Origin of the sequence: Halodesulfovibrio spirochaetisodalis (genome assembly GCF_001672295.1) — a bacterium.
GTDB lineage: Bacteria > Desulfobacterota > Desulfovibrionia > Desulfovibrionales > Desulfovibrionaceae > Halodesulfovibrio > Halodesulfovibrio spirochaetisodalis.
Genome location: NZ_JXMS01000019.1, coordinates 1 through 26587, shown reverse-complemented (window position 1 = coordinate 26587; position 26587 = coordinate 1). Strand labels below are relative to the sequence as shown.

Sequence of the window (26587 nt, the reverse complement as noted above, 5' to 3'; positions counted from 1 at the left end):
AGCTTAATTGACTGTAAACGCTATCTTTTTACAACTTAAAAAAACGCTTGATTAGTTACACGAACAAGCATACAAGCGTCCTCACGTTTTCGCTGAAATTCACGTTTCAGAGTACCATCCAGCAACGTCATTGTCTTTTATAGCAGGTAACCCATGCCAACATCCATGATGCTCACAGTATTCACTGAGACCTTTGTAAAATTTTTCTTCGTACTAACCCCGTTCTTCGTGGTTAGTATGTTTTTGGCACTCACAGTAGACATGCCAAAAGACAAACAGCGCAAAACAGCACTCCGTACTACATTTGCTGTTATTGTAGCCTCTTTTACGCTTTTCTTTTTCGGAAACACCCTGTTTGCAATCTTTGGCATTACACTTGATGCCTTCAGAATTGGCGCAGGAGCACTTCTGTTTCTTTCTGCTGTTCACCTTATTCAGGGAACCAAAACCCCGATTAAAAATCCGGATGACATTGAAGACGGTGACATCAGCGTAGTTCCGCTGGCAATCCCTGTCGTCATCGGCCCTGCAACCATCGGTACCCTTCTTATTATGGGTGCTCAGATCACAGACACCACAACCCGCATCGTAAGCAGCTTCGGACTGCTGGCAGCAATCCTTACCGTAGGGTGCCTGCTCCTTATGGCGCCGCACATTCAGCGCCTCATCGGTACAATCGGACTTTCCATCCTAAGTAAGATCAGCGGACTTATTCTTTCCGCACTTTCTGCACAGATTGTTTTCACAGGTATCAAAAATTTTCTGTTCTAATCTAATCCATAGCACAACAAAAACAAAAAGCCAGAACCTTTGTTCTGGCTTTTTGCATTTACGGGATACCTGTAAATCTAATACCCGCTCCATCCGGTCTTTTGCGCTGATAAAAAAAAGTAAAAACGTTTTTCAAGCTAGTAGACGCTAACGTATTGCAGCAAATCACTAATTGAAGAACACCACTTGTACTTTTTATAGTAACAGCTACTATTACCAAGTACTTGACACCCCAAACTGACATCATCTCTTAGCCGGATCAACTACCCTCGTACCCCAACTTCACCCCACCTAGCAGGATTCGCATTCTACTCTTACCTTATGACTACAGTATTCAGCTGAATAGCAATAAAAATTCATGCGTCACCCTGCTATTACTCAAAAAATACTCTACGATTACTGGAAGATACAACCCACAAAGCAGTATCCACACTATTTTTTGCAGTATGGACTAGCATAGATTGTTGCTACTTCGTATTCGTCATCACACCAGTCTAGGATCTAATGCCTTTCGATTAACTTCTTAGAATCTGCAGCAAATCTATTAGACTGTATTATCTAGAAATTATGCGAAAAACATTTGAACTAACTATGACATATACAATTCCTCGAACATCAAACAAGCATTACATAAGGTAATAGTTAGTTAAGCAATATGGTTGCTCGACTAGATTTTTACACAGTAAAAATTATATTACTGATATTTCCTTCTTTATAAAAATGGATATAGAATAAATATTACATGCATAAATAATATTCTTAGCAATAAAACAGTCTCAAAACATGCATTACACATCATTTTTACTGCAACATTCTCGCTAAGACTACCATATAAAAATATGATTCCATCTCTATGCCTTTTAATCATTGCGCTTTTTTATTTTTATGCGTAAGCAATTAACACTTATTTACACCCAAGCCTATTTCTTCATTCTCCATAACATAAAAGAAAAGTGAACGACTTTTTACTGTAATAACAAATACAGCAACTAATGTTTATACATAGCGCTGTACTATTGCTCTGCATTCTTGCATTTTAATGATTTTACATTATTTAACAAAGCATGTGAGGAAGTGTGATGAATTTGAACTTCAATAGAAAGTTAATTGCTTCAGTACTTATTGTAACTGTTGCGCTCTTAGCTGGTCTGGGGTGCAGCGGCTATATAGTTTCTAAAAATTCACTAACACACCTCGGCGAACAGTTCATACACAGCATGGTAGTAGAGCTTGAAGACTCCATTGAAATGGAACATGCGAAAACACTTGAAATGCTGAAAACCGATGTAGGAATTCTTGAAAAAGAAATCCTCCTGCAAGGCGGTATTGCTCTTGGTGAAAACGCCAACCTCTTTGCAACCATCACAAATCAAGTCACCAAGAAGAAAGAAAATGTCAGCATCCGTTCGCTCAATGTCGGCACAACGTCACTTAACAACTCACATGCCATTGTAGATAGCGTGCAAAAAATATCCGGCAGCACTGCGACCATATTTCAAGTTCTTCCCGGCAAACTTTTGCGTGTCACAACAAATGTCATCACCTCTAACGGACAACGGGCAACAGGAACATATATTCCTTCTGACAGCCCTGTTTATAAAGCTGTTATGAAGGGAGAAACGTATCTTGGCAGAGCATTCGTTGTCAGCCAGTTCTTTTTGAGTATCTACAAACCACTCAAAGACAAACACGGCAACGTTATTGCCGTCATCTTCTGCGGACGCCCTATGGTCAGCAAGGCTCTCAGAGCCATGATCAGTAAAATCAGCTACAGCGGACATGGTTACCCTGTCATTGCCCGCGCAGATGGTTCTTTTGCCTATCATCCTGACGCTGCTTTCGAAAAATCTGGCAACCTTGCAGACACAGCCACAGGAAAACTACTGATGGAAACACAGGAAGGTTTTACTTCCTACACGGAGAACGGTGAAGAATTCATCTCGTATGTTCAACCTATTGAATCCCGCGGCTGGCGAATAATCTTTACCGTTGCCCGAAAACACCTCAGCCTCGGTGCAGACCTTGCCTTACAGAAAATAGGCATCATCAGTATCCTTGCAGGCATAATAATATCTACTCTACTTCTGGTATTCCTTCTTCGCAGTCTCCTTAAACCGCTTGAAGAGCTTGGCGAAACCACCAAGCGTATTGCAGCAGGAGACCTCAATGCTCGCTGCGAATACCACCTGAACGACGCCATCGGCAGTACAGTTGAGTCAGTAAACATCATGGTGGCAGAGCTTAAGAACAAACTCGGCTTTTCAGAAGGCGTGCTCAAAGGAATTCCTGCTCCGTGTACAATCATTGGTGCCGATTTTCGCGTACTTTGGACAAACGAGGCTCACTGCAACATCATAGGCAAGTCTGGCTCTCCCGACAGCTATATTGGCGTAGCTTCTGGTGAGTTTTTCTTTAACGATCCAGAACATAATACACTGGCGAATAAAGCAATCCGCCAAGAAAAAACTATTCAGGAAGAAATCGAGTTCCCGCATGTTTCTGGGAAGACGCTCCATATTATGGTTACCACCACGCCGTTCTACAACATGGATGGGGTACTTCTAGGTTCAGTTTCCTTCTGGCACGACCTCACAGATATTCGAAAAAATGAACAACGAATCCAGACACAAGGGGAAAAAATTACTGCGGTCGCTACAGAAGCGCATGCTATTGCAAGACAAGTAGCTTCCGCCTCTGCCGAACTTTCTGCGCAAATTGAGCAATGCCGTGCAGGTGCATCGGCACAGGCCAGCAGAGCCGGAGAGTCAGCTGTAGCCGTTGAAGAGATGAATCTGACAACACTCGAAGTTGCAAAAAATGCAGCTGATGCGGCTGAAAGCGCAGAACAGGCTCATAAAACAGCCGAAGATGGTGCAGCCGTTGTCACCCACGTGGTCGCCTCTACTAAAGACGTGCATGACAACACCGTTGAAATGCAAAAATTTATTGCAGAACTCAGAAGTCAGGCCGATGGTATCGGGAATATTATCAATGTAATTAATGACATTGCTGACCAGACAAACCTGCTGGCACTGAACGCTGCCATTGAAGCTGCCCGCGCAGGGGACGCAGGACGCGGTTTTGCAGTAGTCGCAGACGAAGTCCGTAAACTTGCAGAAAAAACAATGAGTGCAACAAAAGAAGTGGAAAACGTTGTAACAGGCATTCAGAACAGTACTTCAAATACGCTCACGTACATGCATGACGTTGCAGATTTAATCGGTGAAAACACCCAGCAGACACATGCGGCTGGTAACTCACTGCAACAAATTGTGACCTCCGTAATGGAAACATCTGAACGGGTGCGCTCCATTGCGACCGCTGCTGAACAGCAGTCCGCAACAACAGAGCAAATTGCCGGAGCTTCCAGCGAAGTGAACAGACTGGCAGATGAATCCGCCCAAGCGTTAATTCAATCTGCTGATGCGATCATGGAGCTTTCATCTCTTGCAAGTAATTTGAATACGCTTATGGATGAATTACAGGAATAACAGTGAACATCCATACAAAATTTCCATATTGATCATGTATTATTACGGATAAAGAGACTATCTTTACACGTACCAACTATACCTACTACTGAACCTGTGTTGGAATAAAAACGGTACACCGCTTACCTGACTATCATAACAATACCCCCTGAGCCTGTACTCTAAAAAAGGCGAAGGGATTCAATAAAAAGTATAGCTCAAAGGCAGCCTTATGTTTCTCGTTGCGATCCTATTTACACTGTTTGCACTTTCATGCCTCTTTGTAGCAGTAGCAACCTATATGCTGTACCGGTACGAGCATCAGTCGCAGCTGGAAGAATTCTTTGATTCACCGGAAGCCGCAACAAAAGCCATACACAAGGCAGTTTTTTCTGCTTTCAAAGCTCAATTTTTCTGCTTCAGCATATATCTCTATGGAACTCTCCTTCAATACAGGCAAAAACATACCCCTCAACTTCCGAAGAGACCTGATACACCTATCATCATGGTTCATGGATTATTCCATAACTCTTCTGCATGGCTGCTCTATAAACGATGGCTGGCTCGATACGGCCTGACCAATACTGCTTCCTTCTATTATTCCAGTTTCAAATCGTTTGAAGAAATCAGTCAGGAACTGGATGCCTACATGAAGCAATTCTTTTCCCGCTATCCTGCCGCAAAACCAGTGCTCGTCGGTCACAGTATGGGCGGGCTATTACTGCGCAACTGGTTAAGCACTGCCTCTCAAGCAAAGCAAACTGCCGGAGTCGTAACCCTCGGTGCCCCCATGCACGGAAGCAAGCTGGCAATATTTTCCGCCCTGTCTCTAGGAAGGCAACTCGAATTTAATGGGGCTCTTATCAAGCAGATAGAACAGCAGGAACAAACTGCCCACCCGCTGGACATACCCTGCCATGCTTTTTTTTCCCCGCTGGACAATATGGTACTGCCTCAGAAAAGCGTATCTACCCCACCTGAACACTGGCATACGCATAAAACAAAACCGGTAAGCCATCTTGCTATGCTCATAGACAAATCAATCGCAAATAATGTTGCCCATACGATAACAACGTTCACAAAAAAATAATTTTTCTCACACATTGACCAAGCCTCTTTTCCACACATCAGCATTTCTTTGCTCGCCTTACCGTGCTCTTCTTGCATTCAAAGTTCAGCAGCACTCAAAAAAGCCCCGCTTGACGGGACTTTTTTTCTTTTGAGCACACTATCTTCTTATATTGATTATAAACACAATATCTTGAGTCAGTTTTTTGACCAACCATTTCCCATTTTCTTCTTTCACCAAAATTCATCCTGAAAAAACAAAGATACAAAAATTACGGCATGCTCTTTGCTTAATAGAGGCATACGCCACAATTTTTATCATGACCGGCAATAATTGCCGTAATATTTTGGAGGATACCGTGAACGGCCAAACTAAGAAGCTCATGTGGGGACTGGGCATCAGCAATGAGGATGCAGAGGTTATCCGGCAGGCAGCCGGAGATCGTTTTGCACTTATCAGCTTTCCCGTTGGTGTCACTCCATCCATCAATCAACTGGAAGCGGACGAGCCGTGTCTTCTTTGGATTTCCAAACAAGGTTGGGACAGCCTTAAAAAGCTCCCGTCTGAATCCACCGCACATATCGATGTTTCCTCCCGTATTCTGATTATGGGTGGCGACTACGACCTTGCCGAGCTTGAATCTTTACTTGAGTGCGGCTTCACGGAAATTATCAAGCCTCCAATCACAAAACAGCGCGCCCGCAATGTCCTCCTTTCTGCCGTTGAAACGCAGAATCTCTATCAGGACATCATGCACATGACGCGTGAAATATGCCTTGAAAGAGAGATACTGGAACGCAAAAACAACATGCTAGGCTTCCTTGTATCCTTTCTTGAAAAAGTTACGCAGCACCTTGACCCTGCAGAAATTTTACGCGCCGCTCAAAACGAGCTTGCTACCTTATTACCGGTCTCTGCAATTAATGCTGTCTGCTGGTCACCGCAGGACACTGAAAACATACATGCTACGGTATATGTTTCCGGCAGCAAAAAAGATCAGACATCTCGCGCGTGGACGCATGAGCTTACGCAACGAGCTGAGCACATTCTTGGAGACAGCATTGTCAGTCTGGATATGGAATACATGGGTACCGTCAGTGATGATGTTATGCCTCGAGCCGAATCACTCCTTGCTGTAGATCTTGAGCACCGTGACTCCCCGTTCGGCGTGGTCATGGTTCAGTGCAACGACACACCGCAACTTGGCAAAGACCAGATTCAGGTTCTTCAGTCTGCAATCTCACACCTTACATTAGCACTTAACAATGCTATGCTGTTCACAGCAGCTCAGCATAATGCAGACATTGACGGGCTGACTCAGCTCTACAACAGACGCCATTTCGACAAACGACTTCAGGAAGAAGACACACGGCACAGACGCTATGGCCACTCACTGTGCCTGATGATTGCAGATATCGATAATTTTAAAAATATCAACGATACATACGGACACCTCGCAGGCGACTTAGTACTGAAAGACCTCAGCCAGATCCTTGCCGATTCTCTGCGTACCTCAGACTATATTGCCCGCTTCGGAGGTGAGGAGTTTGCCGTACTGCTACCTTGCACGTCCGCAAGCCATGCCACCATACTGGCGGAGCGCATCCGGATTCAAATTGAAAATCACGGATTCTGTACCGACAACGGTGTAATAAAAACAACAGCCAGCATCGGTGTGGCATGCATCAACCTCACCACGGTTGAACCGCCGGTTGAAATTATTCGCAGAGCGGACGCCGCACTGTACCAAGCAAAACATGAGGGCAAAAACAAGGTTACAGTCCTGTACCCTGACAATAGCCTGCTGCTTGCCGGAGGCTATGCAACTTGACCTCATGACGATTTGAGCCTATTTACGAAGCCGACAAATCGGGCTGTTTTCCCGGTTTCAATCGCTTCAAGGAGTATTCGTCGTGAACGAAGTATTATGGATTAGCTTCGCAATTACAGATCTCTGTATTGCACTGATGCTCTACAGGTTCTTTGGCAGGATCGGCCTGTTTGCCGTTATTGTCTTCAACCTTCTTTTATGTAACCTTCAGGTTCTCAAAACAGTCGAGCTGTTTGGTCTCACTACAACCCTTGGTAACATCCTGTATGCCGGTGTTTTTCTGGCTACGGACATGCTGAGCGAATTCTATGGAAAACGCGAAGCACAAAAAGGTGTTTTACTCGGCTTCATCACCCTCGTCCTTATGACAGTATATATGCAGGTTGCTCTGCATTTCTCACCTGCTGCGGACGACTTTGCACAGCCACATCTGGAAGCAATTTTTGGTTTCCTGCCACGTGTTGCTGTCGCCTCTATGCTTGCCTACCTTGCATCACAAACACATGATGTATGGGCATTCCATTTCTGGAAAGCAAAAACTAACGGCAAGATGCTGTGGTTACGCAACAACGCCTCCACACTGGCATCCCACGTTATTGATTCTGGAATATTCTGCCTGATCGCTTTCTATGGTGTTTTCCCGACAGCGGTTCTGGTTGAAATCATGATTACCACAGTTCTTTTTAAAGCGTTTGTTTCTGTACTGGACACCCCGTTTATCTACCTTGCTAAACGCGTACACTCCATGCTTCCAGAACACGCTCATTAAGAATTTCCATTCATGAACACAAAAACTCCCCTGCCAAGCAAACAGGGGAGTTTTTTTATAGGCACAACCGCAGCCATCTGTCATAATATTGGTATGCTGTATACCAAGTATATTCGTTAGAGAGGAACAATGAGCAATTACTTTACTGATGATGAATACGAAGATCAGGATTTTTCGCAGATTGATTTTTCCGATGAAGCAATCCGCGACATCTCATTCTACAATTGCACCTTCGAGCGTTGCTCGTTCCAGTACACTGACCTCAGCCACAGCTCTTTTGACAACTGCGAATTTAAAAATTGCAACATGTCTCTAGTTAAGCTTGAGGGAACCCACATTTTTGATTCCAAATTCAGTGACTGCAAGCTCATAGGAAGTAACTGGGGAAGCCTCAAAGGTCTCTTCAAAGCTGAATTTGACGAATGCATTCTTGATAACGCTGTTTTCCCGGACATGAACCTCCAGCTCTTCAGCTTCGCAGGCTGCACATTCAACAGTGCCTCTTTTGATAACTGCAACCTGTCTCAGGCTACATTTGACGACTGCGACCTCAAAAATTGCCTGTTCACCCGCAGCAATCTCACCCGTGCTGATTTTTCAACAGCATACAATTACACAATCAACACTGCTATCAACACGATTACACAAGCCAAGTTCTCACTCCCCGAAGCAACATCCTTGCTACAGAATTTTGATATTACTCTAATCTAACTCACAGCGCCTTAACAACATTTCACAATACATTCTAACGGCACACCCACAGCACAGCATCTAGTAATCTTCACTCAAGCTTACCTAAACACTGCACTACTGTGTACATACAAAGCAAAATCACATTTTATTCCTTTCTAAACGCCATTGTGAAGTAAAAATAAGCATAGACTCTCATCCAAATTGTATTCACTTTTTTTACAATTTACATAAAGAAAACCCAATGCCATGCCGATACATAGGACGTGCATGCACTTGCTTTTTCTTAGAAAGCATACTGCTGATTTTTTTCGTCACCTACATTGGTCGGAAAGTAAGGGGAATCACTAACGCACGCACATGCTTCGGGCTAAAGAAAGGAACGGTGTTCACTAAACTTTGTATTCTAATGCCATGTGTAACATCACCTAAGGGTAGTATCATCTTATAACTTCATGAGAGAGAGCATGCAGTTTTTTAGAAACTTACGTGTTACAGTCAAAATTTGGGGCGGATTTTCTCTTATTTTACTTGCAATGGCTGTATTATCAGCACAAGTAATATTCAATGTACAAAGCAATAAAGATGGTTTTGTATCATACCGAGAGTTAGCACGTGATACAAATCTTGCAGGAAGACTTCAGGCAAATATTTTGCTTATGAACCTCGCTGCAAAAGAATATATTCAATACGGAAAACAGGACGCACTTGCTGAATATCAAGATCGTGAAGGTAAAATCCTTCAATTTCTTAAGACCGCGCAAAAAGAAATTAACAACCCTAAACGGGCTGAACTTGTCGACCTTGTTGAGCAAGAAGCATTAGGGATTGTTTCAAAATTTGCTGAATATCGTGACTTGAACAATAAGGCTCTTCAAGAACGGTCTGACGCAGTAAACATTACGGTAAAGCTCGATAACGCGCTCAACGATGCTATTTCGTATACTAGCAGAACAAACCCGCAATTTGCGCAAGCCCTTTCCAACAGCAGCATAGCTTTCACTCAGGCGCGTATGAGTATTCTCACCGCCCTGTATGCGCCAACAGTAAATCTGAACAAGGCGCATCTTGAAAAGCTGATGAAGAAGGCACAGAATCAACTCAAAGGTGCAGAGCGCTACCTGTACAGCTCCACAGAACGCAGCACGTACAACACTTGCCTGTCTCTCCTGGGGCAGTACAAGCACTTTGTAGAGCTGCTTTATGCAACCACAATGGAACTACGTAAGCACAGCACTGAGATTAATGAGCTAGGAAAACTTGCAGCCTCACATATCGAAAAAGTAAAATTGTCCGTAATGGCCGATCAGGACATTCTCGGGCCAAAAATGCAAGCGAACAACGAGGCTTCCTTAAGCAGCCTGTTGACAATCTCCGCCGCAACCCTACTCATCACTCTACTGCTCTCCTTCCTTACATCACAGTCCATAACTGCGCCGCTTCGTAAAATTCACTCTTTTGCAACCTCACTCAGCAAAGGTGATCTTTCTGCAAGAATTACTGTAAATGAAGACAACGAACTTGGTGCCATCGCCACTGCGCTGTCAAAAATGGGAAATGCTGTTTACAGCATGGAGCAAGAGCTGGATACACTTGTATCTTCCGTTGGAAACGGCAACATTACTGCCCGCAGTGACTCAAGCCATCTTGTAGGCGGCTACCGTACCGTGCTGGACAACGCAAACAATATGGCAGAAGTCTTTACACACTTTATTGACTCATTGCCGCTTCCGGTTTTTACACTAGACACGTCACTTAACATTCTGTTTGCAAACAACTTAGCCCTCTCTCTGACCGGCAGTTCACTGGCAGAATGTACCGGCAAACCGGCAGCGAACCTTGTTGATCGTGAAGATTTCCAGACCAACAAGTGTGCTTGCGCTAAAGCCATCCAAACCGGAACAACACAGCGTGCCTCTACCACCGCAAAAACAACCGATGCCGTTCTCGACATTGACTACATTGGTGTTCCGGTCATTCAAGACGGACAAACTGTCGGTGTTATGCAAATCATTATTGATCAGACAGAAATTCGCAGTGCGCAACGCCGAATTGAAACAGCAGCACACAACATTGAAATTATCTCAGAACGCCTTAAAGCAAACAGTAGTAACCTGGCTGAAAACTTCAAAGATGTTCGCTCTGGCGTAGAGGTTCAAAACCAACGTACAGCAGAAACATCTACCGCAATGGAACAGATGAACGTCTCTGTTTCCGAAGTTGCCATGAATGCTTCAAAAGCGCACACCAACGCGCAAAAAGCAAAACAGGAATCAGCGAGCTGCTCTGACGTCGTATTCAATTCTGTTCAGTCCATCACAGAAGTAAGTAATACAACCAAAGAGTTACAGCAGAACACAACCGAATTGAGCAAGCATGTTGATTCCATCGGCTCTATCATGAATGTTATTTCAGATATTGCTGACCAGACAAACCTGCTGGCATTAAACGCTGCTATTGAAGCCGCCCGCGCAGGTGATGCAGGACGCGGCTTTGCAGTCGTTGCAGACGAAGTCCGCAAACTCGCTGAAAAAACAATGCAAGCGACCGAAGAGGTAAGCAAAAGCGTTAACACTATTCAATCAGCTGCGCATCAAAACTTCGAAACAGTAAGTTACTCTGCACAGACAGTTGAAAAGGCAAACGCACTTGCAGAAGAATCAGAAAAATCTCTGCGAATCATAATGCAGCTTATTGAGGAAAACTCCACTCAGGTGGGTGAAATTGCTACTGCTTCCGAAGAACAGTCCGCAGTATCTGAACAGATCTCCCGCTCAGTTGAGGAAGTTGCCAGCACAGTGCAGAAGTCGTCTGACGGTATCAACGAGTCTGCTGTTTCTATTCAGGAAATTGCAGCCATGTCCAACGAGCTGCACGAACTGGTTGAAGAAATGACGACTGCTTAGTTATTCTGCAAATATCAGTCGGAATGCCAGCTTGTTTCCCAAGCAAGCTTATGGCTTACGCACCACTACCTGTCCAATACATAAGGCTGCCCTTCAGATGAAGGGCAGCCTTTTTTGCTACAGAAAAACAGCTCAACGGGGCGTTAGTCCTCATAGTTGTCCGTACTCAATCCGCGTATAATCGGGGTCAAGGGGACGCGTCCCCTTGCGGGGGTGCAGGGGGCAGAGCCCGCCTGCTGGTCTGGAACAATGCGTTAACAACCGAAGCACCCAAAAATATTACCAATAAAAAAACTCCCCGATACACATCGAGGAGTTTTTTATGTCGTGTTATAAGAGGAACAACGTTGCAAGCCCAAGGAAGATAAGGAAACCAAATCCATCCGTAAGCGTTGTTAAGAATATGCTCGATGCCTGAGCAGGGTCTCGACCCAGTTCTTTAAGAATCAACGGGATCGATGCACCGGCAAGCGCCCCCAGCAACATGTCCAGCGCCAAAGCCGACGCCATGACCTGTGCAAGGAGCAAATTCTGCGTAAACAAAAAGACTCCCAGCATAACAAGCATGCTGACTATCAATCCGGTTAACGCTCCAACTTTAGCCTCACGCAGTACTGCCTTCCAGCTTTTCAGTCTATCAAACCGCTCTACAGCAAGCTGACGAATCATAACAGCAAGTGCCTGTTGTCCTGTGTTTCCCGCCTGGTTAGCTACAATCGGCATAAGTACAGCCAGAATAGCCATCTGGGCAATCGACCCTTCAAACAGGAACACCACATAGGCCGATATGCTTGAGTTAAGCATATTGATGAACAGCCACGGCAGACGAACCTTTACGGATTCCAACCACGGAGTATCCACGGTTTCATCCTGACCCGCACCTACCATGCCGAGCATATCTTCCGTTGCTTCTTCATGGATAATATCGATGACGTCGTCATAGGTTACAACACCCAACAAACGTCCTTCATAATCCACAACAGGCAACGCCATAAAATTGTAGCGGGAAAGAATATGCGCTACGTTTTCTTTATCTTCATCAAAGACTACTGAAATAAGACTTTGATCGGAAAGCTTTTCATGAAGCACTGTACCCGGTCGGCACAAGAGAAGGTTACGCAATGAAAGCACACCCACAAGTCGCTCAGCAGCATCAACGATATATGCGTAGTATGGGATTTCTTTGTCTTCCATCTCGCGGCGGATATGCATGATGGCCTGATCTGCTGTAAGATCCTGATTGAGAATGATGATCTCAGTATTCATGATACCACCAGCGGTATCAGGATCAAATGCTAACAGACTGCGGATTTCTTCCGCATCATCAGCTTCCAGCCGTTCAAGCAGAACGTCCCTGTGCTCTTCATCAAGTTCATCAAGAACGTCTGTTGCGTCATCCGGCGACATTTCGGAAAGAATGCGGACAGCAACATCAACATCAAGGTTCTCGATAATATCCGTCTGGGCACGATCTTCCATTTCAGCAAGTGTTTCAGCAGCATCTTCCGTAGACAGATGCTCCATCATGCATACCTGCTTTTCAATGGAGAGATTTTCTATATGGTCTGCAGCATCCGCAGGGTGAGCAAACTCACCTGTACGGATAGACTGAACTTCGTCACGGCAGCGATTATCGGATGTAACCGCCTTATTTTGTTCTGAAGCTTTTTTTGCGTCTTCTTCTTTGTTATGCTGCTTTTTTCTAACAGTCATGCTCAACCACCTGAGCCCAATGAGCGTGTGAAAATTATCATTTGTCAAGACCGCTTGACGAAACTGTCGCAGCCACCTAAACACCGCCTAAGAGGGTTGGAACGACCCCCAACCTCCCGGCTTTGTGCCTCTACCATTAAGAGGGTCAATAACACAATCCATGCATACAGAAAAATTTGACTCATTTTTTCAGGGTAACGCCCGTACCCACTTGCTCAGTGCCATTAATCTTGCACTTGATGAAGATGGGCCGGACCTTACTTCGGAAGGCATCTTCCCTCCGGGACACGAGTTATCTGCAAAGATTATCAGCAAAGAAGATACACTAGTTATCGGTCTTCCACTAATTCCGCTCATTATGGACGCCTGTGCTGATACACCTTGGTCATGGACTCCCCTTACGGAAGAAGGCGCGCTTGTTCCAGACCGAACCGTAGTCGCGACTATTAAGGCTGATGCGAGTCATCTGCTAAAAGCGGAACGTATCATACTTAACTTTATAACACATCTTTCCGGTATTGCGAACCTGACAAAGCAGTATGTCGATCAGCTGGAAGGTTCCGGCACGGCACTTTTGGATACACGCAAAACGCTGCCTTGTCTCCGATATCCTGAAAAATATGCTGTTCTTATGGGTGGCGGGCAGAACCATCGTAAAAACCTGACAGAAATTCTTATGCTCAAGGACAACCACATTGACCTTGCAGGCAACATGACAGCTGCAGTAACCAAGCTCCGCGCCACCTATTCTCCATGTCCGCCGGTCGAAGTAGAATGTCGCACCATGGACGAGGTTCACGAGGCTGTTGCGTGCAAAGCTGACAGAATTATGTTAGACAACATGGACATTCCAGCCATTCAGGAAGCACTTGAAATTATTCCTGAATCAATTGAAACAGAAGTAAGTGGCGGAGTAACACTCGAAACTATTCGCAGTCTTGCTCTTGCGTCTGACCTTGGACCGGATTACATTTCAGTAGGCAGACTGACTCACTCTGCACCGATTGCAGATTTCAGTATGCTCGTCAGCGAATAAGTCTTTTTCAGACAGGTTGAGGCAACGCTGATTATTGCGCCTTTTACCCGTAAGCCAGCCTTACGTACATAACCGTGTAGCGGCACTTAAAAACCAGAGTCTTCGCGTACAGCCTGTATGCGGGAGTTTGGATTTTTTTTAAAATACGCGCCGTATTCATCCGGCGGGAGACTTATCCTGACACACGTACCGGATGTCCGTGCACTGCACAGCAATATCTTAGATTGTCGGCAATCTGAATTTGGAGAATATAATGAACCAGTATCAAGATAAAATTACAGCGTTACGTAAAAAACTTGGCGATGACCTGATTATTATGGGTCATCACTACCAGAATGATGCAGTAATACGCCATGTTGATTTAACAGGCGATTCTCTCGAACTTGCTCGTAAAGTGACAACTGTTGATGCCAAACACATTGTTTTTTGCGGTGTGTACTTCATGGGCGAATCAGCAGCACTGCTTGCCCGCGAGGGTCAGCACGTATATTTGCCGGAAGATGATGCAAATTGTGTTATGTCGCAGATGGCGCCATACGTACTTGTAGATAAGGTACTCACCCGCATCAAAGAATCCGGCCGCAACATTGTTCCGCTTACATACGTTAACTCTTCCGTAGCTGTTAAGGCAGTCTGCGGCAAACATGGCGGTTCTGTGTGCACTTCTGCCAACGCAGAAAAAATGGTGCGCTGGGCTATGGAGCGCGGCGACAGCGTTCTCTTCCTGCCGGATAAAAACCTTGCACGTAACACTGCAAAAACTATCGGTATCCCTGAAGAGAAATGGCACATTTTAAATATCAGAGGTGACGGTTCCCAGATTGATATGGAAGCCGTTAAACAGGCTGAGCTTATCATGTGGCCTGGCTGCTGTGCCATCCACGCTCGTTTTAATGAGCGTCAAATTGCTTCAGCACGCGCCAAATACCCTGATGTGAAGATTGTTATCCATCCCGAAGCTGCTCCTGATGTTATCGATCAAGCAGACGCTGCAGGCTCAACATCCTTTATTATTAAGTATGTTGAAGCAGCACCGGAAGGCTCTAACATTGCCATCGGCACCGAACTCAACCTTGTTGAGCGCCTTGCTGAAAAATATGAAGGGTCAAAAAACATCTTCCCGTTATTGGAATCTACCTGTTCTCATATGGCACTTGTAACCGAACCCAAACTGCTTAACACATTAGAAGCTATTGCGGACGGAACAGCCAAGCCTGTCACGATTCCTGAGGGTCTTGTAGAGGACGCAAAAATCGCATTGGAACGTATGCTGATCGCCTGCGCTTAGTTATTTTTTTCTTAAGCTAAACAGGATGTTGTAATGAGTGATAACCGTCATTACACAACAGTGCTCGTCATCGGTTCCGGCATTGCCGGTTGCACCGCTGCCCTGCGCCTTGCTGACGAAGGTGTACAATGTACACTGATTACAAGCAGTTCTTCTCTGGATCACGGCAACTCTGCTCTTGCTCAAGGTGGTATCGTTTTTAAAGCTGATGATAACGACCACAAGCAGCTGGAAAAAGATATTTTAATTGCCGGACACAACTTTAACTCTGTAAAAGCTGTTCACGGCATTGCCACCAAAGGCCCGCACGCTGTGGAGGATATTCTGGTTAAACGTCTCGGTATTCCATTTGCCAGACAAAAAGCCCCTTCCGAATGTGAATGGGATCTGACCAGAGAAGGCGGTCACGAAGCACCGCGCATTCTCCACTGTGCAGACTATACCGGTCGTGCAATTATGGATGGTTTGATTCGTGAGATCACACTGCATCCAAACATAACTGTATTGAAGAACAGAACAGCAATCGACCTGCTCACAAGCCATCACCACGCAGAAAATCCACAGTTTCAGTATGAACTGGAAAATGAATGCCTCGGTGCCTATGTCTTCAATGAAGAAGAAGAGCGCGTTGAGACCATGTTTGCAGACTACACCATTGTTGCCACAGGCGGCATCGGTCAGATTTACCTGCACACCACCAACCCCCACGGCTCCATCGGTTCCGGTGTAGCTATGGGGTTCCGTGCTGGTGCCACAGTGCACAACATGGAATTTGTCCAGTTCCACCCTACAGCGTTCCACCACCACTCCGGTCAGAAGTTCCTGATTACGGAAGCCATGCGCGGAGAAGGTGCAAAGCTGATGAACTCCAAGGGTGAGTACTTCATGCCGGGATATGACAAACGCGCAGACTTAGCCCCGCGTGACATTGTTGCCCGATCTATCGTGGATGAGATGCTCAAGAATGACGATGATTGCGTCTACCTTGATACTTCAGAAATGAAGCATGATCTTGCAAACCGCTTCCCGACTATTTTCAAACGCTGCCTTGAGCTCGGTATCGATATCCGTAAAGAACCGGTACCGGTTGTTCCTGCAGCTCACTACAGCTGTGGTGGTATCCTTGTTAACGAACACGGAAGAACAACTGTTGCACGTCTTTATGCGGTTGGTGAATGCAGCTGCACTGGTGTACACGGTGCAAACCGTCTTGCATCCACTTCTTTGCTTGAAGCGCTTGTATGGGCAGATACCGCTGCAAAGCACATCAAGCAACGTGCGCACCTTCCTATTACAGAAGAACTGCGAAGCGTTGTACCAGACTGGATGCCGCTGGGTGATGACCACAATGACGATCCGGCTCTCATTGCGCAGGATTGGAGCAGAATCCGCAACACCATGTGGAACTACGTCGGAATAACCCGAACATCACAGCGTCTCGCCCGTGCTCATGAAGACATGCGCGACCTGTCCAAGCACCTGCACACGTTTTACAAAAGCACCCCGCTCTCAAAACGGCTTATTGATCTTTTCCACGGCTGCCTCACTGCGTACATCATCACGATGGCAGCGAAACGAAATACAACAAGCATAGGCTGTCATTACAGAGCAGATTAGATCTGCCTCTATTTTCATTGCCTGCAAAGGCAATCTTTCAGTGATTGAAATAGAAAAAGTCAGATGTAGACCTTGAATTTTTCATGTCTACATCTGACTTTTTTATTCTCAAACTAGTCAGAACCTGTCTTACCAGACAAACAACATAAAAACCTGCACACCTGTGATAACCTGAATAACCGTCAGAGCACACAGAACAAGCCCTAGCACTCCATGAAACACGCATAAATAGGTACGCTTCTTTTTATATAATTCCAGCCAGTAGCCGGTTCCGAGCGTTGCAAAAAGAAATGGTATAGCAGCCATACCTACGTAAAAATGCTCACCGGTAAGATGATAAAAACTCCACTCCGCCACGGTGAAGTGCACACCCACAATGATGCCCACCAGCCAAAGCACAATTGCCACCTTTCCATACAAGACATGCTTTTTCCACGGAAAGGAATGGCTCATGCTGTTATGTGCCATCAAAAAACGCTTTATCCCCCAGTAGAGCGCACTGTAGCCAAACACCATTCCCACTACCTGAATCAGCGGGTGAATGTATAAATGCAGTTTGGCTTCCTGAATCATTTAGGGTGCTCCTGAAGGGGTTAGAGCTGTATCAACACTGCTCCAACTAAGATGCAGACTGATATCGCATCGAAAAGATACGCTGAAGCAAGTTTGGCTATTGGAAGAATGCTACCGAACAGCAGCACACACCCCAATAACGTGCCCACCAGTGAAGACACACCAAGCTGCCAGGTACATACGAGAGCAAACATCATGATGCTGCATACATATGCAAAATACCAGAAGCGCATAAATGCAGTATGGTGTGCAAGCATAAAGTAACTCACAGGCACCGGACTGAAACGTGAAATATACTCTTCTTTGTGCTTGTAAACACGAATCCATAAATGGGGAATCTGCACCAGATACCACATGACGCAGTTACTTAGAATGAGAGGGTCGTACATGCTGCCGCCTGCTGCAATCCAACCAATAAGCGGAGGCATGGCGCCGGCAACACCACCCACAAACAGGGCGTACGGGGTACGGCGCTTAAGTCCGGTGTACAGGCCGTTAAAAACAGCCACCACCACTAACGCCATAATGAGTGCCTGACTTGAGCCGGTCATAGAATATAAACTGACTGCAAGCCCTATCCACAGAACAGCCGTCAGAGCAGCCATTTTAGAGCTGATGCGACCTTGTGGAAGCGGGCGCATTACCGTGCGGGAAAAGTACCCGTCTGTACGTTTTTCCTGCACCTGATTAAGGGCACAGCATCCGGCACAAAGAAAAAAACTGCCTAACCCGGTTGCAAAAACAGCGCCCGTAATTTCCGGCCGGTATAAAAAAAACCCGAGCATTGAAAGTACTGCGACCGTAGCAGAAACACGCACACGAGCCAGAGCAGACAAGCTTAGTGCTGCTCTACGCAAATCGGTCTTTGCTTCTAATCTGTAGACATTCATGCGCCAATCCCCCCATAATCGGTTGCCGCTATGTTAACGCCTCAACTCTGGACACACTGCTTTCCCAACCAGATAAGCGAGAATCACCAACTGTTGCAACAAATCCCCCGTGCAACGCGGTAGCAACTCGCAAATCACGAAAACAGTCCCCCAAAGCTGTAGCAAACCTTATAGGCCTATCGACAGTTCTACTTAATAGCATTATTTTTTTCGGGGTATTTCTTACACGCTATACAAAAAAAGAATCAAAATCACGAAAGAATAATCCACTTTTTAGCTACCAGCCTGTCATGACAGTGAGAACACCCCACCTATCGCACTTCATCTATTTGGCAACAGGCTCCGGAGTGGTACGTAACGATTCTGAATGATCAACAGCACCGTCCTGCAGTATTGTTTCCTCGTGCTGTGTTGTAGACATATCACCATGCGTAGTGCTCATATCGTGTCCGGATTCTTTTTTCTGCATGGTGGACGATGTACCTTGTTGCAGGTGGTCAGGTGACGCCTGTTTTGAGTGCTGAAAATCTTTATGTGTCGAGCGATTGGAACTACGCTCTGAAGATTGCATAAAGTTCTCACCACCAGAGAAGCTAATCAAAAGCAATCCCAGCACAAGCAATGCTCCTGCAAAGCGTAGTAACGACAATAAAGCGCGTTGAGTTACTATAGGCACGGTACCTCTCCATAGTAGGTCATTAGAATGTGCTGATATATTCTGACACTTTTACTCTGGCTTCTTCACTCATCCGTTTTATGATGCTCGTCATGATATTCTTTTTTGAACCGCCATAGGTACCATCTGCATACCCATTTAATTTCTTGAGGATCTGATCCGCTGTCTGCCCTTTAAGCTTCGCGCTGCTTCCCAGTGCCATTGTTTCACCTGTTTCGCCGTGGCAACCTGCACATGGCTGGTACAATATCTTCCCATCAATTTCCTGTGCTGTCCCGATCGAGCCACAGACCACTAGTACCAAAAGCATTACAAAAAAGACTGCCGCTTTCTTCATCAAATCCTCCGTATATTCAAAAAAGAGAGAGATAGCCCCTAACATACCACCATCTAACAAAAAAGATCAATACAACGCTTGTTGATAGTTCTTTAGCCTCGCAAATATTCTCCCATCCCCTTCTGCACAAAAAAAAACGCCCACCAAAAAGGCGGGCGTTTTATATACGGGCGTATCAGATACGTACTTACACAGTACCGTCTGCATGGTTGTGGGACTCCACTTCCGGCTCTGGGATTTCGTTCGGGCTGAATGCGTAAAGCACAGGGCTCGCAACGAAGATGGAGGAATATGTACCCACGGAAACACCGACAAGGAGAGTCAGTGCGAAGTCATGGATGATTCCGCCACCGAAGAAGAAGAGAGAAACCAGTACCAGCAATGTAGTACAGGATGTAAGCAATGTACGGCTCAAGGTCTGGTTTACAGCCTTGTTAATTACTTCGCCGTACGTCGGCGCTGTGCGCTGGTAGATATTTTCACGGATACGGTCAAATACAATGATGGTATCGTTCAAGGAGTAACCTACGATGGTGAGCAATGCTGCTACAATAGTAAGGTCAAACTCTTTGCCGAGGATGGAAAGGATACCAATTGTAATGAACACGTCGTGAATAAGAGCAACAACAGCACCAAGCGCATAGTTCAGCTTAAGTTTCCAGCAGATGCCGAGAGTAAGCAGCATAGCAATAAGAACCTGCATCTGCTTTGGCGCACCCATAAGATCAAGCAGGTACATACCGGATGCAAGACCGGCAGCCATGATCCCCGCTGTGAACCAGCGTTGCTCGAATCGACCGGAAATGTAAATCGCAATCAGCAGTACTGCAAAGTACAACGCTTCAAGCGCAGCGGAACGAAGGTCAGCACCGATTTTAGGGCCAACCATATCGAGACGTTCAATAGTGAACGGATTGTTCGGCAGGTTCTGACCGAACTGCGCTTTGAGAATCTCAGGAAGACGCTGACCGCTTTCACCGGCAGAAGAGATACGCAAGAGGTATTCAGCATCGCCTTCGCCGAAACGCTGTACGGAAAGACCTTCAAGCTTGGCGCTTGCAAGGCTGTCTTTAATCTCCTGCGGAGCTACAGCCTGTTCAAAGCGAACCTGTGCAAGCATACCACCGGAGAAGTCAATACCGTATTTAGGCCCACCCTTGAGTACAAGGGAAGCCAAGCCAAGAAGGATAACGGCAAGAGACAGCACAAGAGTAATCTTGCGCAGGCCGATAAAATCAATCTTGCTATCTGGTTTAATAATGCTCAGACCCATGATCTATCTCCTTATATGCTGAGCTTTCTGCCCGGTTTACCATTGATCCAGAGACCAAAGATAATGCGTGCGCAGAAGATAGCTGTGAACATGGAAGCCAGAATACCGAGGCTAAGCGTTACCGCAAAACCACGAATTGGGCCTGTGCCGAACTGGTACAAAATGATTGCCGCAAGCAATGTAGTTACGTTTGCGTCAAAAATTGTCAGTGTAGCGCTGGAGAAACCTTCTTCAACAGCCTTGAGCGGAGTAAGGCCGCGACGAACTTCTTCGCGGATACGCTCAAAGATAATTACGTTAGCATCAACAGCCATACCAAGAGTAAGGATGATACCCGCAATACCCGGCAAAGTAAGGGTTGCACCAAAAGCTGCAAGACCAGCAATAATAAAAATGATGTTCATGAACAGAACGAGGTTAGCGATAACACCGCTGAACCCGTAGTAAATCATCATAAAGATCATGACCAGTGCGCCGCCCACGAGGGTAGCTGTGATGCCCTGATCAATAGATTCCTGACCAAGAGAAGGTCCTACGGAACGTTCTTCAAGAATTTTTACCGGTGCTGGCAATGAACCGGCACGAAGTACGATAGCAAGGTCGTGTGCTTCTTCTGTTGTGAAGCTACCGGAGATGGAAGCACGACCGCCACGAATTTTTTCCTGAATAACCGGTGCAGAGTACACTTTACCGTCAAGCACGATAGCCATACGTTTTTTTACGTTCTGGCCGGTAAGCTCTTCAAAACGACGAGCACCGCTGCTGTTGAACGTAATTGCAACGTACGGGTTGTTGAACTTGTCATATGCAACGCGGGCATCAGAAATAGTGTCACCTGTGAGGGCTGCGTTCTTGTTAAGAACTATCACAGATTCAGTGTAGGTTCCGTCAGGGTTACGATGCAACTCCTGCACAGCTTCTGTACCCGGAGGCACAATGCCTTTTGCAGCTTTTGCAGGGTCCACACCCTCACGTACCATTTTAAATTCAAGGTGCGCGGTTTTACCAATAATCTTGATTGCACGCTCGGTATCGCTAAGACCAGGGAGCTGAACCTGAATGCGGTAGCCCTGCTGCTTACGGATATCCGGCTCGGCAACACCGAACTGGTCAACACGGTTACGGATAGTTTTTACAGCCTGATCCAAGGTAAGATCAGCCACGTATTTTCTGTATTCCGGTGTGTATGTCAGTGTGTAACGAACTTTCTTGTTTTCAAGTACGGTAGATTCCGCATTCAAACGGTTAAAGCTTTTCTTCAACAAAGCATCAAGAGCTTCTTTTTGTGAAGACTTGAGAAGTACGAACTCAAGCTTTTCGCCCTGGGCAACACGCGGCTGTAAGATAAAAATCTTCTCGTCACGTGCTACAGAACGAATATCCTGCCCCATCAGGGAAAGGTTATTGGACAGTGCCTTATCAACATCTACACCGAGGACAAGATGGATACCACCCTGCAGATCAAGGCCGAGGCTGACCTTTTCTTCAGGTAAGAATTTTTTGATTGGGGATGTTCCGATCGCCGGAATGCTCGGCAGGGCATATACAACACCTACCGCGAGCACAAAAATCGCGACCAGTAATCTCCATCGCAACCCCTCTCTCATTATAACTCCTTGATACTATTCAAACAGCAAAACCCGATACGATACTCGCTCGGGACAACAACACAATTGTGCTGAACAGGCAGGGGCTGAGTGCAGTGCCCCTGCCGGACAAATTATTTCTTTTTACCGTCTTTTGCTTTTTTCTCTGCAGCAGGAGAAGTCTTAAGACCGGAGATGTACTGACGACCAACGCGAACAGTGGTATCACCAAGGTCTACAGAAATGATGTCGTCTTTGATCTCGACGATGGTACCGATAAGACCACCGGCGGTTACAACAGACTGGCCTTCCTGCAAGTTATCCAGCAGAGCTTTGTGCTCTTTAGCTCTTTTTTGCTGAGGACGAATAAGAAGGAAGTAGAAAATAACAAACATCAAAGCAAGAGGTACGAACGCCGCAATCGGGTTACCTTCCTGGCCTGCCTGACCGCCTGCTGCGCCCATAGCCCAAGCTACTTCTGGAAAGAACATAGAAACTCCTTAACGGTTATCAAAAAATCGTAACGCCGCAAAAAAATACTCTCCGAGTTTTCCATTAAATCAAATGATTATCGAAAACTCATAAAAAATAATGCGACCCGTAAACATTAAAAGCCGAACCGGCTGTTGTTTTTACTCGTAATGAGAAAAAGCTTTAAACCTGACTCAAGTACCTTTTCGTGAAAAAACATGCAAGATTTTTAACTGGCGGCATTTCTAATAAAAATAACAAAATGCTCACATATCCGCACTGCATTCCTGCCCCATAGTCCGAAACTGGCCCTACAGAAAAGATGTTACAGGAATGTTTCAAAAGAGCTTTCTGCATTCATTAATCTGCCTGAATTACTTCACATAAGAACATAACTGCAGTGCTGTAGCACACCAACCGCTATTGCCATGCCCATACTAAATTGAAATGTAAGCCAGCAGTCTAATTTTGCTTAGAAAACACAATAGCATCGTCTTTTCAGTACATACCTTTTTTCTGATACCAGCACGCCAAATCATACTCAGCGAAGCATCTCTACCGTTCTGAGATGCTACCTTTTCTTATTGCTGCCCATCTTCATCTCGTCCTTCAAAGCATCCCTCCCCGTCCTGTCCCCCTCTGTGATTTCATAATGATAATAATCCCAACTTGCTGATTTTTATATTTATTAAATATTATCTTTACCAAATCTTAACCTTGACCATCAAAGGAGGTTGGCCAGAAAAAGTCAGCACAATCGCTGACACTGCTCACAACAAACTCTGATTTCACTACTAAGCTTACTTATCCAGTTCTTACGCTTCCCGAACGCAAGCAGCTTTCAAGGATATGCAATGCTATTTAACTCGCTTGAATTTCTTTTTATTTTCTTTCCAACGGTACTGGCCGGGTATTTTATTCTGGGAAGATATTTTCCAAATACCTATGCCAAGCTCTGGCTCATTGGTGCTTCACTTTTCTTTTATGGTTACTGGAACATAACCTATCTTCCTGTAATTATCATTTCGGTGCTGGCTAATTACCTCATAGCCACAGCCCAATCTCAAAAAAAATTATCCCCGAAAGTCGGTCTTCCCTGTGCAATCCTGTTTAACCTCGGGCTACTGGGATACTATAAGTATGCAAATTTCATCGTTGATACATACACAAGCCTGTTTTCTGTTTCATGGCAGCTCGAGACAATAGAACTCCCTCTTGCCATAAGCTTTTTTACCTTTCAGCAGATTGCGTATCAGGTCGACATGAAACAAGGAAAAATTACTGACAATAACTTTATTGATTACTGCCTGTTTGTGCTTTTCTTCCCGCAACTTATCGCGGGGCCTATTGTGCACCATGCAGGAATTCTTCCTCAGTTCAAGAAATCCCTTTCCCGCGTCATCAAGCTGGAAAACATAGCGGCAGGCACTACCCTGTTTATTATCGGATTATTCAAAAAGGTTGTCCTTGCAGACACATTTAAACTTTGGGCTACAGGCGACTATGCACTTCATGCTACCCGAAGCTTTCTGGACGCATGGCTCGCTATTCTGGCGTACACCATGCAAGTGTATTTTGATTTCAGCGGATATTCAGACATGGCAATCGGTGCGGCACTCTGCTTCAACATCGTCATCCCCATTAACTTTTTCAGCCCGTACAAGGCGGCCTCAATTCAGGATTTCTGGAGACGCTGGCATATTACGCTTTCTGTATGGCTAAGAGACTACCTGTTCATCCCGCTTGGCGGAAGCCGCTGCTCCCCACCAAGAGCGTATGGCAACATCCTTATCACCTTCCTGCTCGGTGGACTTTGGCATGGTGCCGGATGGATGTTTATCTTCTGGGGAGGACTCCACGGTGCAGCTCTTTGCATCAACCGCTTCTGGGCAAGACTGAACTCCGCAAGACTGCCGGTATGGCTCGGGTGGATCATCACCTTCACCTTTCTCTGCCTTTCCGGCGTGGCATTCATTGCCAGCGATATGCAGGGGGTCTTCAATATCTACAGTGCAGCACTTGGGAGTAATGGAATAGGAAGGTGGGTGCATGTCCGCCACGAACTCCTCATCTGTCTTGCCACAGTTGTTCTGGTCTGCACTATGCCTAACTCAACACAAATTGTTTTTGCAAAAAAAGACGACACACCGGTGTTCACATATGGCCGGGCAATCGCCGGAAGCGTTGCTGTTTTCTTCACCTGCATGCTCATTATCTGGATGGAAAATCGTGTATCTGAATTCTTTTATTTCCAGTTTTAAACGACTGTTCACATCTCCTGTATCAGCAGGAAACTATATAAAAATACTCTTTACCTGCTTTCTCATGCAGAGCATTCTTGTTGTCTCTGCACTCGTTATCCATGACCCAATCTGTCTTTTCTTCCGCACTGTTCCTGACGGACAACTTCCCAGCACGGCACAACAGCGGTTTCAAAATGCCGCCATCGCCAAAAACTTCGGCAGACGATACAACGCAGTCATCATCGGCACATCGCTTTCTGAGAACTTCTCAACAGATGAGATGAGAAGAAAACTCGGCGTCGACACCATGAACCTCTCCATCAGTGGAGCTGAGTTCAATGAAATGCTGACTGTCCTCAACTACACGCTTTCAAGAAACCCTCAGGTTAAAACTGTCTTCTGGGGACTCCTGCCCCGCCACGTTTTTGCGTCAGAACACCATGCGGAACTGCCTGACACGTTCCCTGCATTTTTATACAACGACAGTGATCTGGACGACCTTAAAGCGTACTTCAGCAAACGATTTCTGCTTACCCCGCAAACAAAAGACGAAAACGACATCTGGAGCTGGTATAGCTATTACAAATCAAACGGTTTTTTTAGCCGCAAATGCTACTTCGATTCCGCCTGTCTGCTGATGGATGAAAAGATACCGCCTGTAGACTACACAGTGGACAACATTCCAAAACTCGAAGAAGTTCTTACAGCCCATCCAGATAGAACGTTTTATGTCTTCACACCGCCACGCTCAGGATTGTTCCTGAACCGACATGCAGATGAGTACCACAGGGCGCTGCTGGCATTATCAACACTGCTGGCGTACCCAAACCTGCGTTTATTCGACTTCACCCAGATGCGTTCTGTAACCATGGATATCTCACGCTACAAAGATGTGGGGCATTATGACGCAGCCGCGAACTCTGCCATGGTCACTGCCTTTGCAGAAAACCGATACAGAATAGTACCCGAAAACATTGATGACGCACTGGCACAAGTCCTCACCTACCAGCGGACAACACTGGCTGATCTTGGAATCACAGATCAGGACATTGCCATATTTTGCGCTGCATCCGCACAGGCGGAAAACAAAGGACACAGTAAGCAATCCAAACAGTAAGCAACGCCAATTCAAACTGCAGACAACAGAAAAGCCCCCATGCCAATCATGGGGGCTTCCCGAATTACGGTCGTTTATCAGTCAAGCTTAGGAGAAGTTCCCTCAGATTGAGAGAAACAAGCCGAGCCGTTTCTGACAAATATAGAATGGATATTCTAGTTTGTTCCCACGTACATGTTGCCGTATGGACGATGGGAGAACGGCGTAATTTTTTTAAACTCGCCCTTCATCACTTCTTCCGCATCCTTACCGAATGCTTCA

General features: G+C 45.7%; 20 protein-coding genes and 1 pseudogene. 13 read left to right on the top strand and 8 right to left on the bottom strand.

The window, feature by feature from the left end:
* The first annotated feature begins 153 nt into the window (after nucleotides 1-153).
* The 8 genes and pseudogenes from SP90_RS10990 (at nucleotide 154) to SP90_RS10960 (ending at nucleotide 11506) form a co-directional block, all read left to right on the top strand.
* Complete coding sequence (locus tag SP90_RS10990) at nucleotides 154-771, top strand: MarC family protein (RefSeq protein ID WP_082936408.1); 618 nt, start codon at nucleotides 154-156, stop codon at nucleotides 769-771.
* Between the two features lie 1079 nt (nucleotides 772-1850).
* Nucleotides 1851-3356: pseudogene (locus tag SP90_RS16830) on the top strand (Cache 3/Cache 2 fusion domain-containing protein); the annotation flags it as partial.
* A 201-nt stretch (nucleotides 3357-3557) separates the two neighbouring features.
* A complete protein-coding gene (locus SP90_RS16825) occupies nucleotides 3558-4262 on the top strand; it encodes a methyl-accepting chemotaxis protein (protein ID WP_231895558.1) in 705 nt (234 codons plus the stop codon).
* A 211-nt stretch (nucleotides 4263-4473) separates the two neighbouring features.
* On the top strand, nucleotides 4474-5331 hold the full coding sequence (locus SP90_RS10980) for an esterase/lipase family protein (protein WP_066855920.1): 858 nt from the start codon (nucleotides 4474-4476) through the stop codon (nucleotides 5329-5331).
* Nucleotides 5332-5668: 337 nt separating this feature from the next.
* Entirely contained in the window at nucleotides 5669-7141 is a 1473-nt protein-coding gene (locus SP90_RS10975; protein WP_197498792.1) for a sensor domain-containing diguanylate cyclase, read from the top strand.
* A gap of 82 nt (nucleotides 7142-7223) precedes the next feature.
* Nucleotides 7224-7910, top strand: coding sequence for a queuosine precursor transporter (locus SP90_RS10970; protein WP_066855917.1), 687 nt, complete (start codon nucleotides 7224-7226; stop codon nucleotides 7908-7910).
* 129 nt (nucleotides 7911-8039) lie between these two features.
* Nucleotides 8040-8621: a pentapeptide repeat-containing protein gene (locus SP90_RS10965; RefSeq protein ID WP_066855914.1), complete on the top strand. Its 582-nt coding sequence runs from the start codon at nucleotides 8040-8042 to the stop codon at nucleotides 8619-8621.
* A gap of 446 nt (nucleotides 8622-9067) precedes the next feature.
* Nucleotides 9068-11506: a methyl-accepting chemotaxis protein gene (locus tag SP90_RS10960; protein ID WP_066855911.1), complete on the top strand. Its 2439-nt coding sequence runs from the start codon at nucleotides 9068-9070 to the stop codon at nucleotides 11504-11506.
* A gap of 330 nt (nucleotides 11507-11836) precedes the next feature.
* Here the strand turns inward: SP90_RS10960 and mgtE are convergent, their stop codons facing one another.
* The gene (mgtE, locus tag SP90_RS10955) at nucleotides 11837-13219 is read right to left on the bottom strand and encodes a magnesium transporter (protein WP_066855908.1); all 1383 of its coding nucleotides are present in this window, start codon (nucleotides 13217-13219) and stop codon (nucleotides 11837-11839) included.
* Between the two features lie 160 nt (nucleotides 13220-13379).
* Between mgtE and nadC the strand changes: the two genes are divergently transcribed.
* The 3 genes from nadC (at nucleotide 13380) to nadB (ending at nucleotide 17160) form a co-directional block, all read left to right on the top strand.
* Complete coding sequence (gene nadC / locus SP90_RS10950; protein WP_066855904.1) at nucleotides 13380-14255, top strand: carboxylating nicotinate-nucleotide diphosphorylase; 876 nt, start codon at nucleotides 13380-13382, stop codon at nucleotides 14253-14255.
* 253 nt (nucleotides 14256-14508) lie between these two features.
* Nucleotides 14509-15543: a quinolinate synthase NadA gene (gene nadA, locus SP90_RS10945; protein WP_066855901.1), complete on the top strand. Its 1035-nt coding sequence runs from the start codon at nucleotides 14509-14511 to the stop codon at nucleotides 15541-15543.
* A gap of 33 nt (nucleotides 15544-15576) precedes the next feature.
* Nucleotides 15577-17160, top strand: a complete 1584-nt coding sequence (nadB, locus tag SP90_RS10940; protein ID WP_066855898.1) for an L-aspartate oxidase — start codon at nucleotides 15577-15579, stop codon at nucleotides 17158-17160.
* Between the two features lie 129 nt (nucleotides 17161-17289).
* On the opposite strand, the gene SP90_RS10935 is transcribed toward nadB, so the two are convergent.
* The 7 genes from SP90_RS10935 to yajC form a co-directional block, all read right to left on the bottom strand.
* Nucleotides 17290-17733 (bottom strand): hypothetical protein, encoded by a 444-nt coding sequence (locus tag SP90_RS10935; protein WP_066855895.1) that lies wholly within the window; start codon nucleotides 17731-17733, stop codon nucleotides 17290-17292.
* 20 nt (nucleotides 17734-17753) lie between these two features.
* A complete protein-coding gene (locus SP90_RS10930; RefSeq protein ID WP_066855892.1) occupies nucleotides 17754-18623 on the bottom strand; it encodes a UbiA family prenyltransferase in 870 nt (289 codons plus the stop codon).
* A gap of 325 nt (nucleotides 18624-18948) precedes the next feature.
* Entirely contained in the window at nucleotides 18949-19299 is a 351-nt protein-coding gene (locus SP90_RS10925; RefSeq protein ID WP_157471251.1) for a hypothetical protein, read from the bottom strand.
* A gap of 22 nt (nucleotides 19300-19321) precedes the next feature.
* Nucleotides 19322-19636: a c-type cytochrome gene (locus SP90_RS10920; RefSeq protein ID WP_066855887.1), complete on the bottom strand. Its 315-nt coding sequence runs from the start codon at nucleotides 19634-19636 to the stop codon at nucleotides 19322-19324.
* 187 nt (nucleotides 19637-19823) lie between these two features.
* Nucleotides 19824-20909 carry a protein translocase subunit SecF gene (secF, locus tag SP90_RS10915; protein WP_066855884.1) on the bottom strand — a complete coding sequence of 362 codons (1086 nt, stop codon included), beginning with the start codon at nucleotides 20907-20909 and terminating at the stop codon, nucleotides 19824-19826.
* Nucleotides 20910-20920: 11 nt separating this feature from the next.
* A complete protein-coding gene (gene secD / locus SP90_RS10910) occupies nucleotides 20921-22516 on the bottom strand; it encodes a protein translocase subunit SecD (protein ID WP_066855881.1) in 1596 nt (531 codons plus the stop codon).
* Nucleotides 22517-22629: 113 nt separating this feature from the next.
* Entirely contained in the window at nucleotides 22630-22986 is a 357-nt protein-coding gene (gene yajC, locus SP90_RS10905) for a preprotein translocase subunit YajC (protein WP_066855878.1), read from the bottom strand.
* An 834-nt stretch (nucleotides 22987-23820) separates the two neighbouring features.
* Between yajC and SP90_RS10900 the strand changes: the two genes are divergently transcribed.
* Nucleotides 23821-25227 carry an MBOAT family O-acyltransferase gene (locus SP90_RS10900; protein WP_066855875.1) on the top strand — a complete coding sequence of 469 codons (1407 nt, stop codon included), beginning with the start codon at nucleotides 23821-23823 and terminating at the stop codon, nucleotides 25225-25227.
* 64 nt (nucleotides 25228-25291) lie between these two features.
* Complete coding sequence (locus SP90_RS10895) at nucleotides 25292-26326, top strand: hypothetical protein (RefSeq protein WP_197498791.1); 1035 nt, start codon at nucleotides 25292-25294, stop codon at nucleotides 26324-26326.
* Nucleotides 26327-26587 lie beyond the last annotated feature (261 nt).

Coding starts and splice junctions, on each gene's coding strand:
- SP90_RS10990 (WP_082936408.1), top strand. CDS start 154: ATGCCAACATCCATGATGCTCACAGTATTCACTGAGACCTTTGTAAAA.
- SP90_RS16825 (WP_231895558.1), top strand. CDS start 3,558: ATGAATCTGACAACACTCGAAGTTGCAAAAAATGCAGCTGATGCGGCT.
- SP90_RS10980 (WP_066855920.1), top strand. CDS start 4,474: ATGTTTCTCGTTGCGATCCTATTTACACTGTTTGCACTTTCATGCCTC.
- SP90_RS10965 (WP_066855914.1), top strand. CDS start 8,040: ATGAGCAATTACTTTACTGATGATGAATACGAAGATCAGGATTTTTCG.
- SP90_RS10960 (WP_066855911.1), top strand. CDS start 9,068: ATGCAGTTTTTTAGAAACTTACGTGTTACAGTCAAAATTTGGGGCGGA.
- mgtE (WP_066855908.1), bottom strand. CDS start 13,219: ATGACTGTTAGAAAAAAGCAGCATAACAAAGAAGAAGACGCAAAAAAA.
- nadC (WP_066855904.1), top strand. CDS start 13,380: ATGCATACAGAAAAATTTGACTCATTTTTTCAGGGTAACGCCCGTACC.
- nadA (WP_066855901.1), top strand. CDS start 14,509: ATGAACCAGTATCAAGATAAAATTACAGCGTTACGTAAAAAACTTGGC.
- nadB (WP_066855898.1), top strand. CDS start 15,577: ATGAGTGATAACCGTCATTACACAACAGTGCTCGTCATCGGTTCCGGC.
- SP90_RS10935 (WP_066855895.1), bottom strand. CDS start 17,733: ATGATTCAGGAAGCCAAACTGCATTTATACATTCACCCGCTGATTCAG.
- SP90_RS10930 (WP_066855892.1), bottom strand. CDS start 18,623: ATGAATGTCTACAGATTAGAAGCAAAGACCGATTTGCGTAGAGCAGCA.
- SP90_RS10920 (WP_066855887.1), bottom strand. CDS start 19,636: ATGAAGAAAGCGGCAGTCTTTTTTGTAATGCTTTTGGTACTAGTGGTC.
- secF (WP_066855884.1), bottom strand. CDS start 20,909: ATGGGTCTGAGCATTATTAAACCAGATAGCAAGATTGATTTTATCGGC.
- secD (WP_066855881.1), bottom strand. CDS start 22,516: ATGAGAGAGGGGTTGCGATGGAGATTACTGGTCGCGATTTTTGTGCTC.
- yajC (WP_066855878.1), bottom strand. CDS start 22,986: ATGTTCTTTCCAGAAGTAGCTTGGGCTATGGGCGCAGCAGGCGGTCAG.
- SP90_RS10900 (WP_066855875.1), top strand. CDS start 23,821: ATGCTATTTAACTCGCTTGAATTTCTTTTTATTTTCTTTCCAACGGTA.
- SP90_RS10895 (WP_197498791.1), top strand. CDS start 25,292: ATGCAGAGCATTCTTGTTGTCTCTGCACTCGTTATCCATGACCCAATC.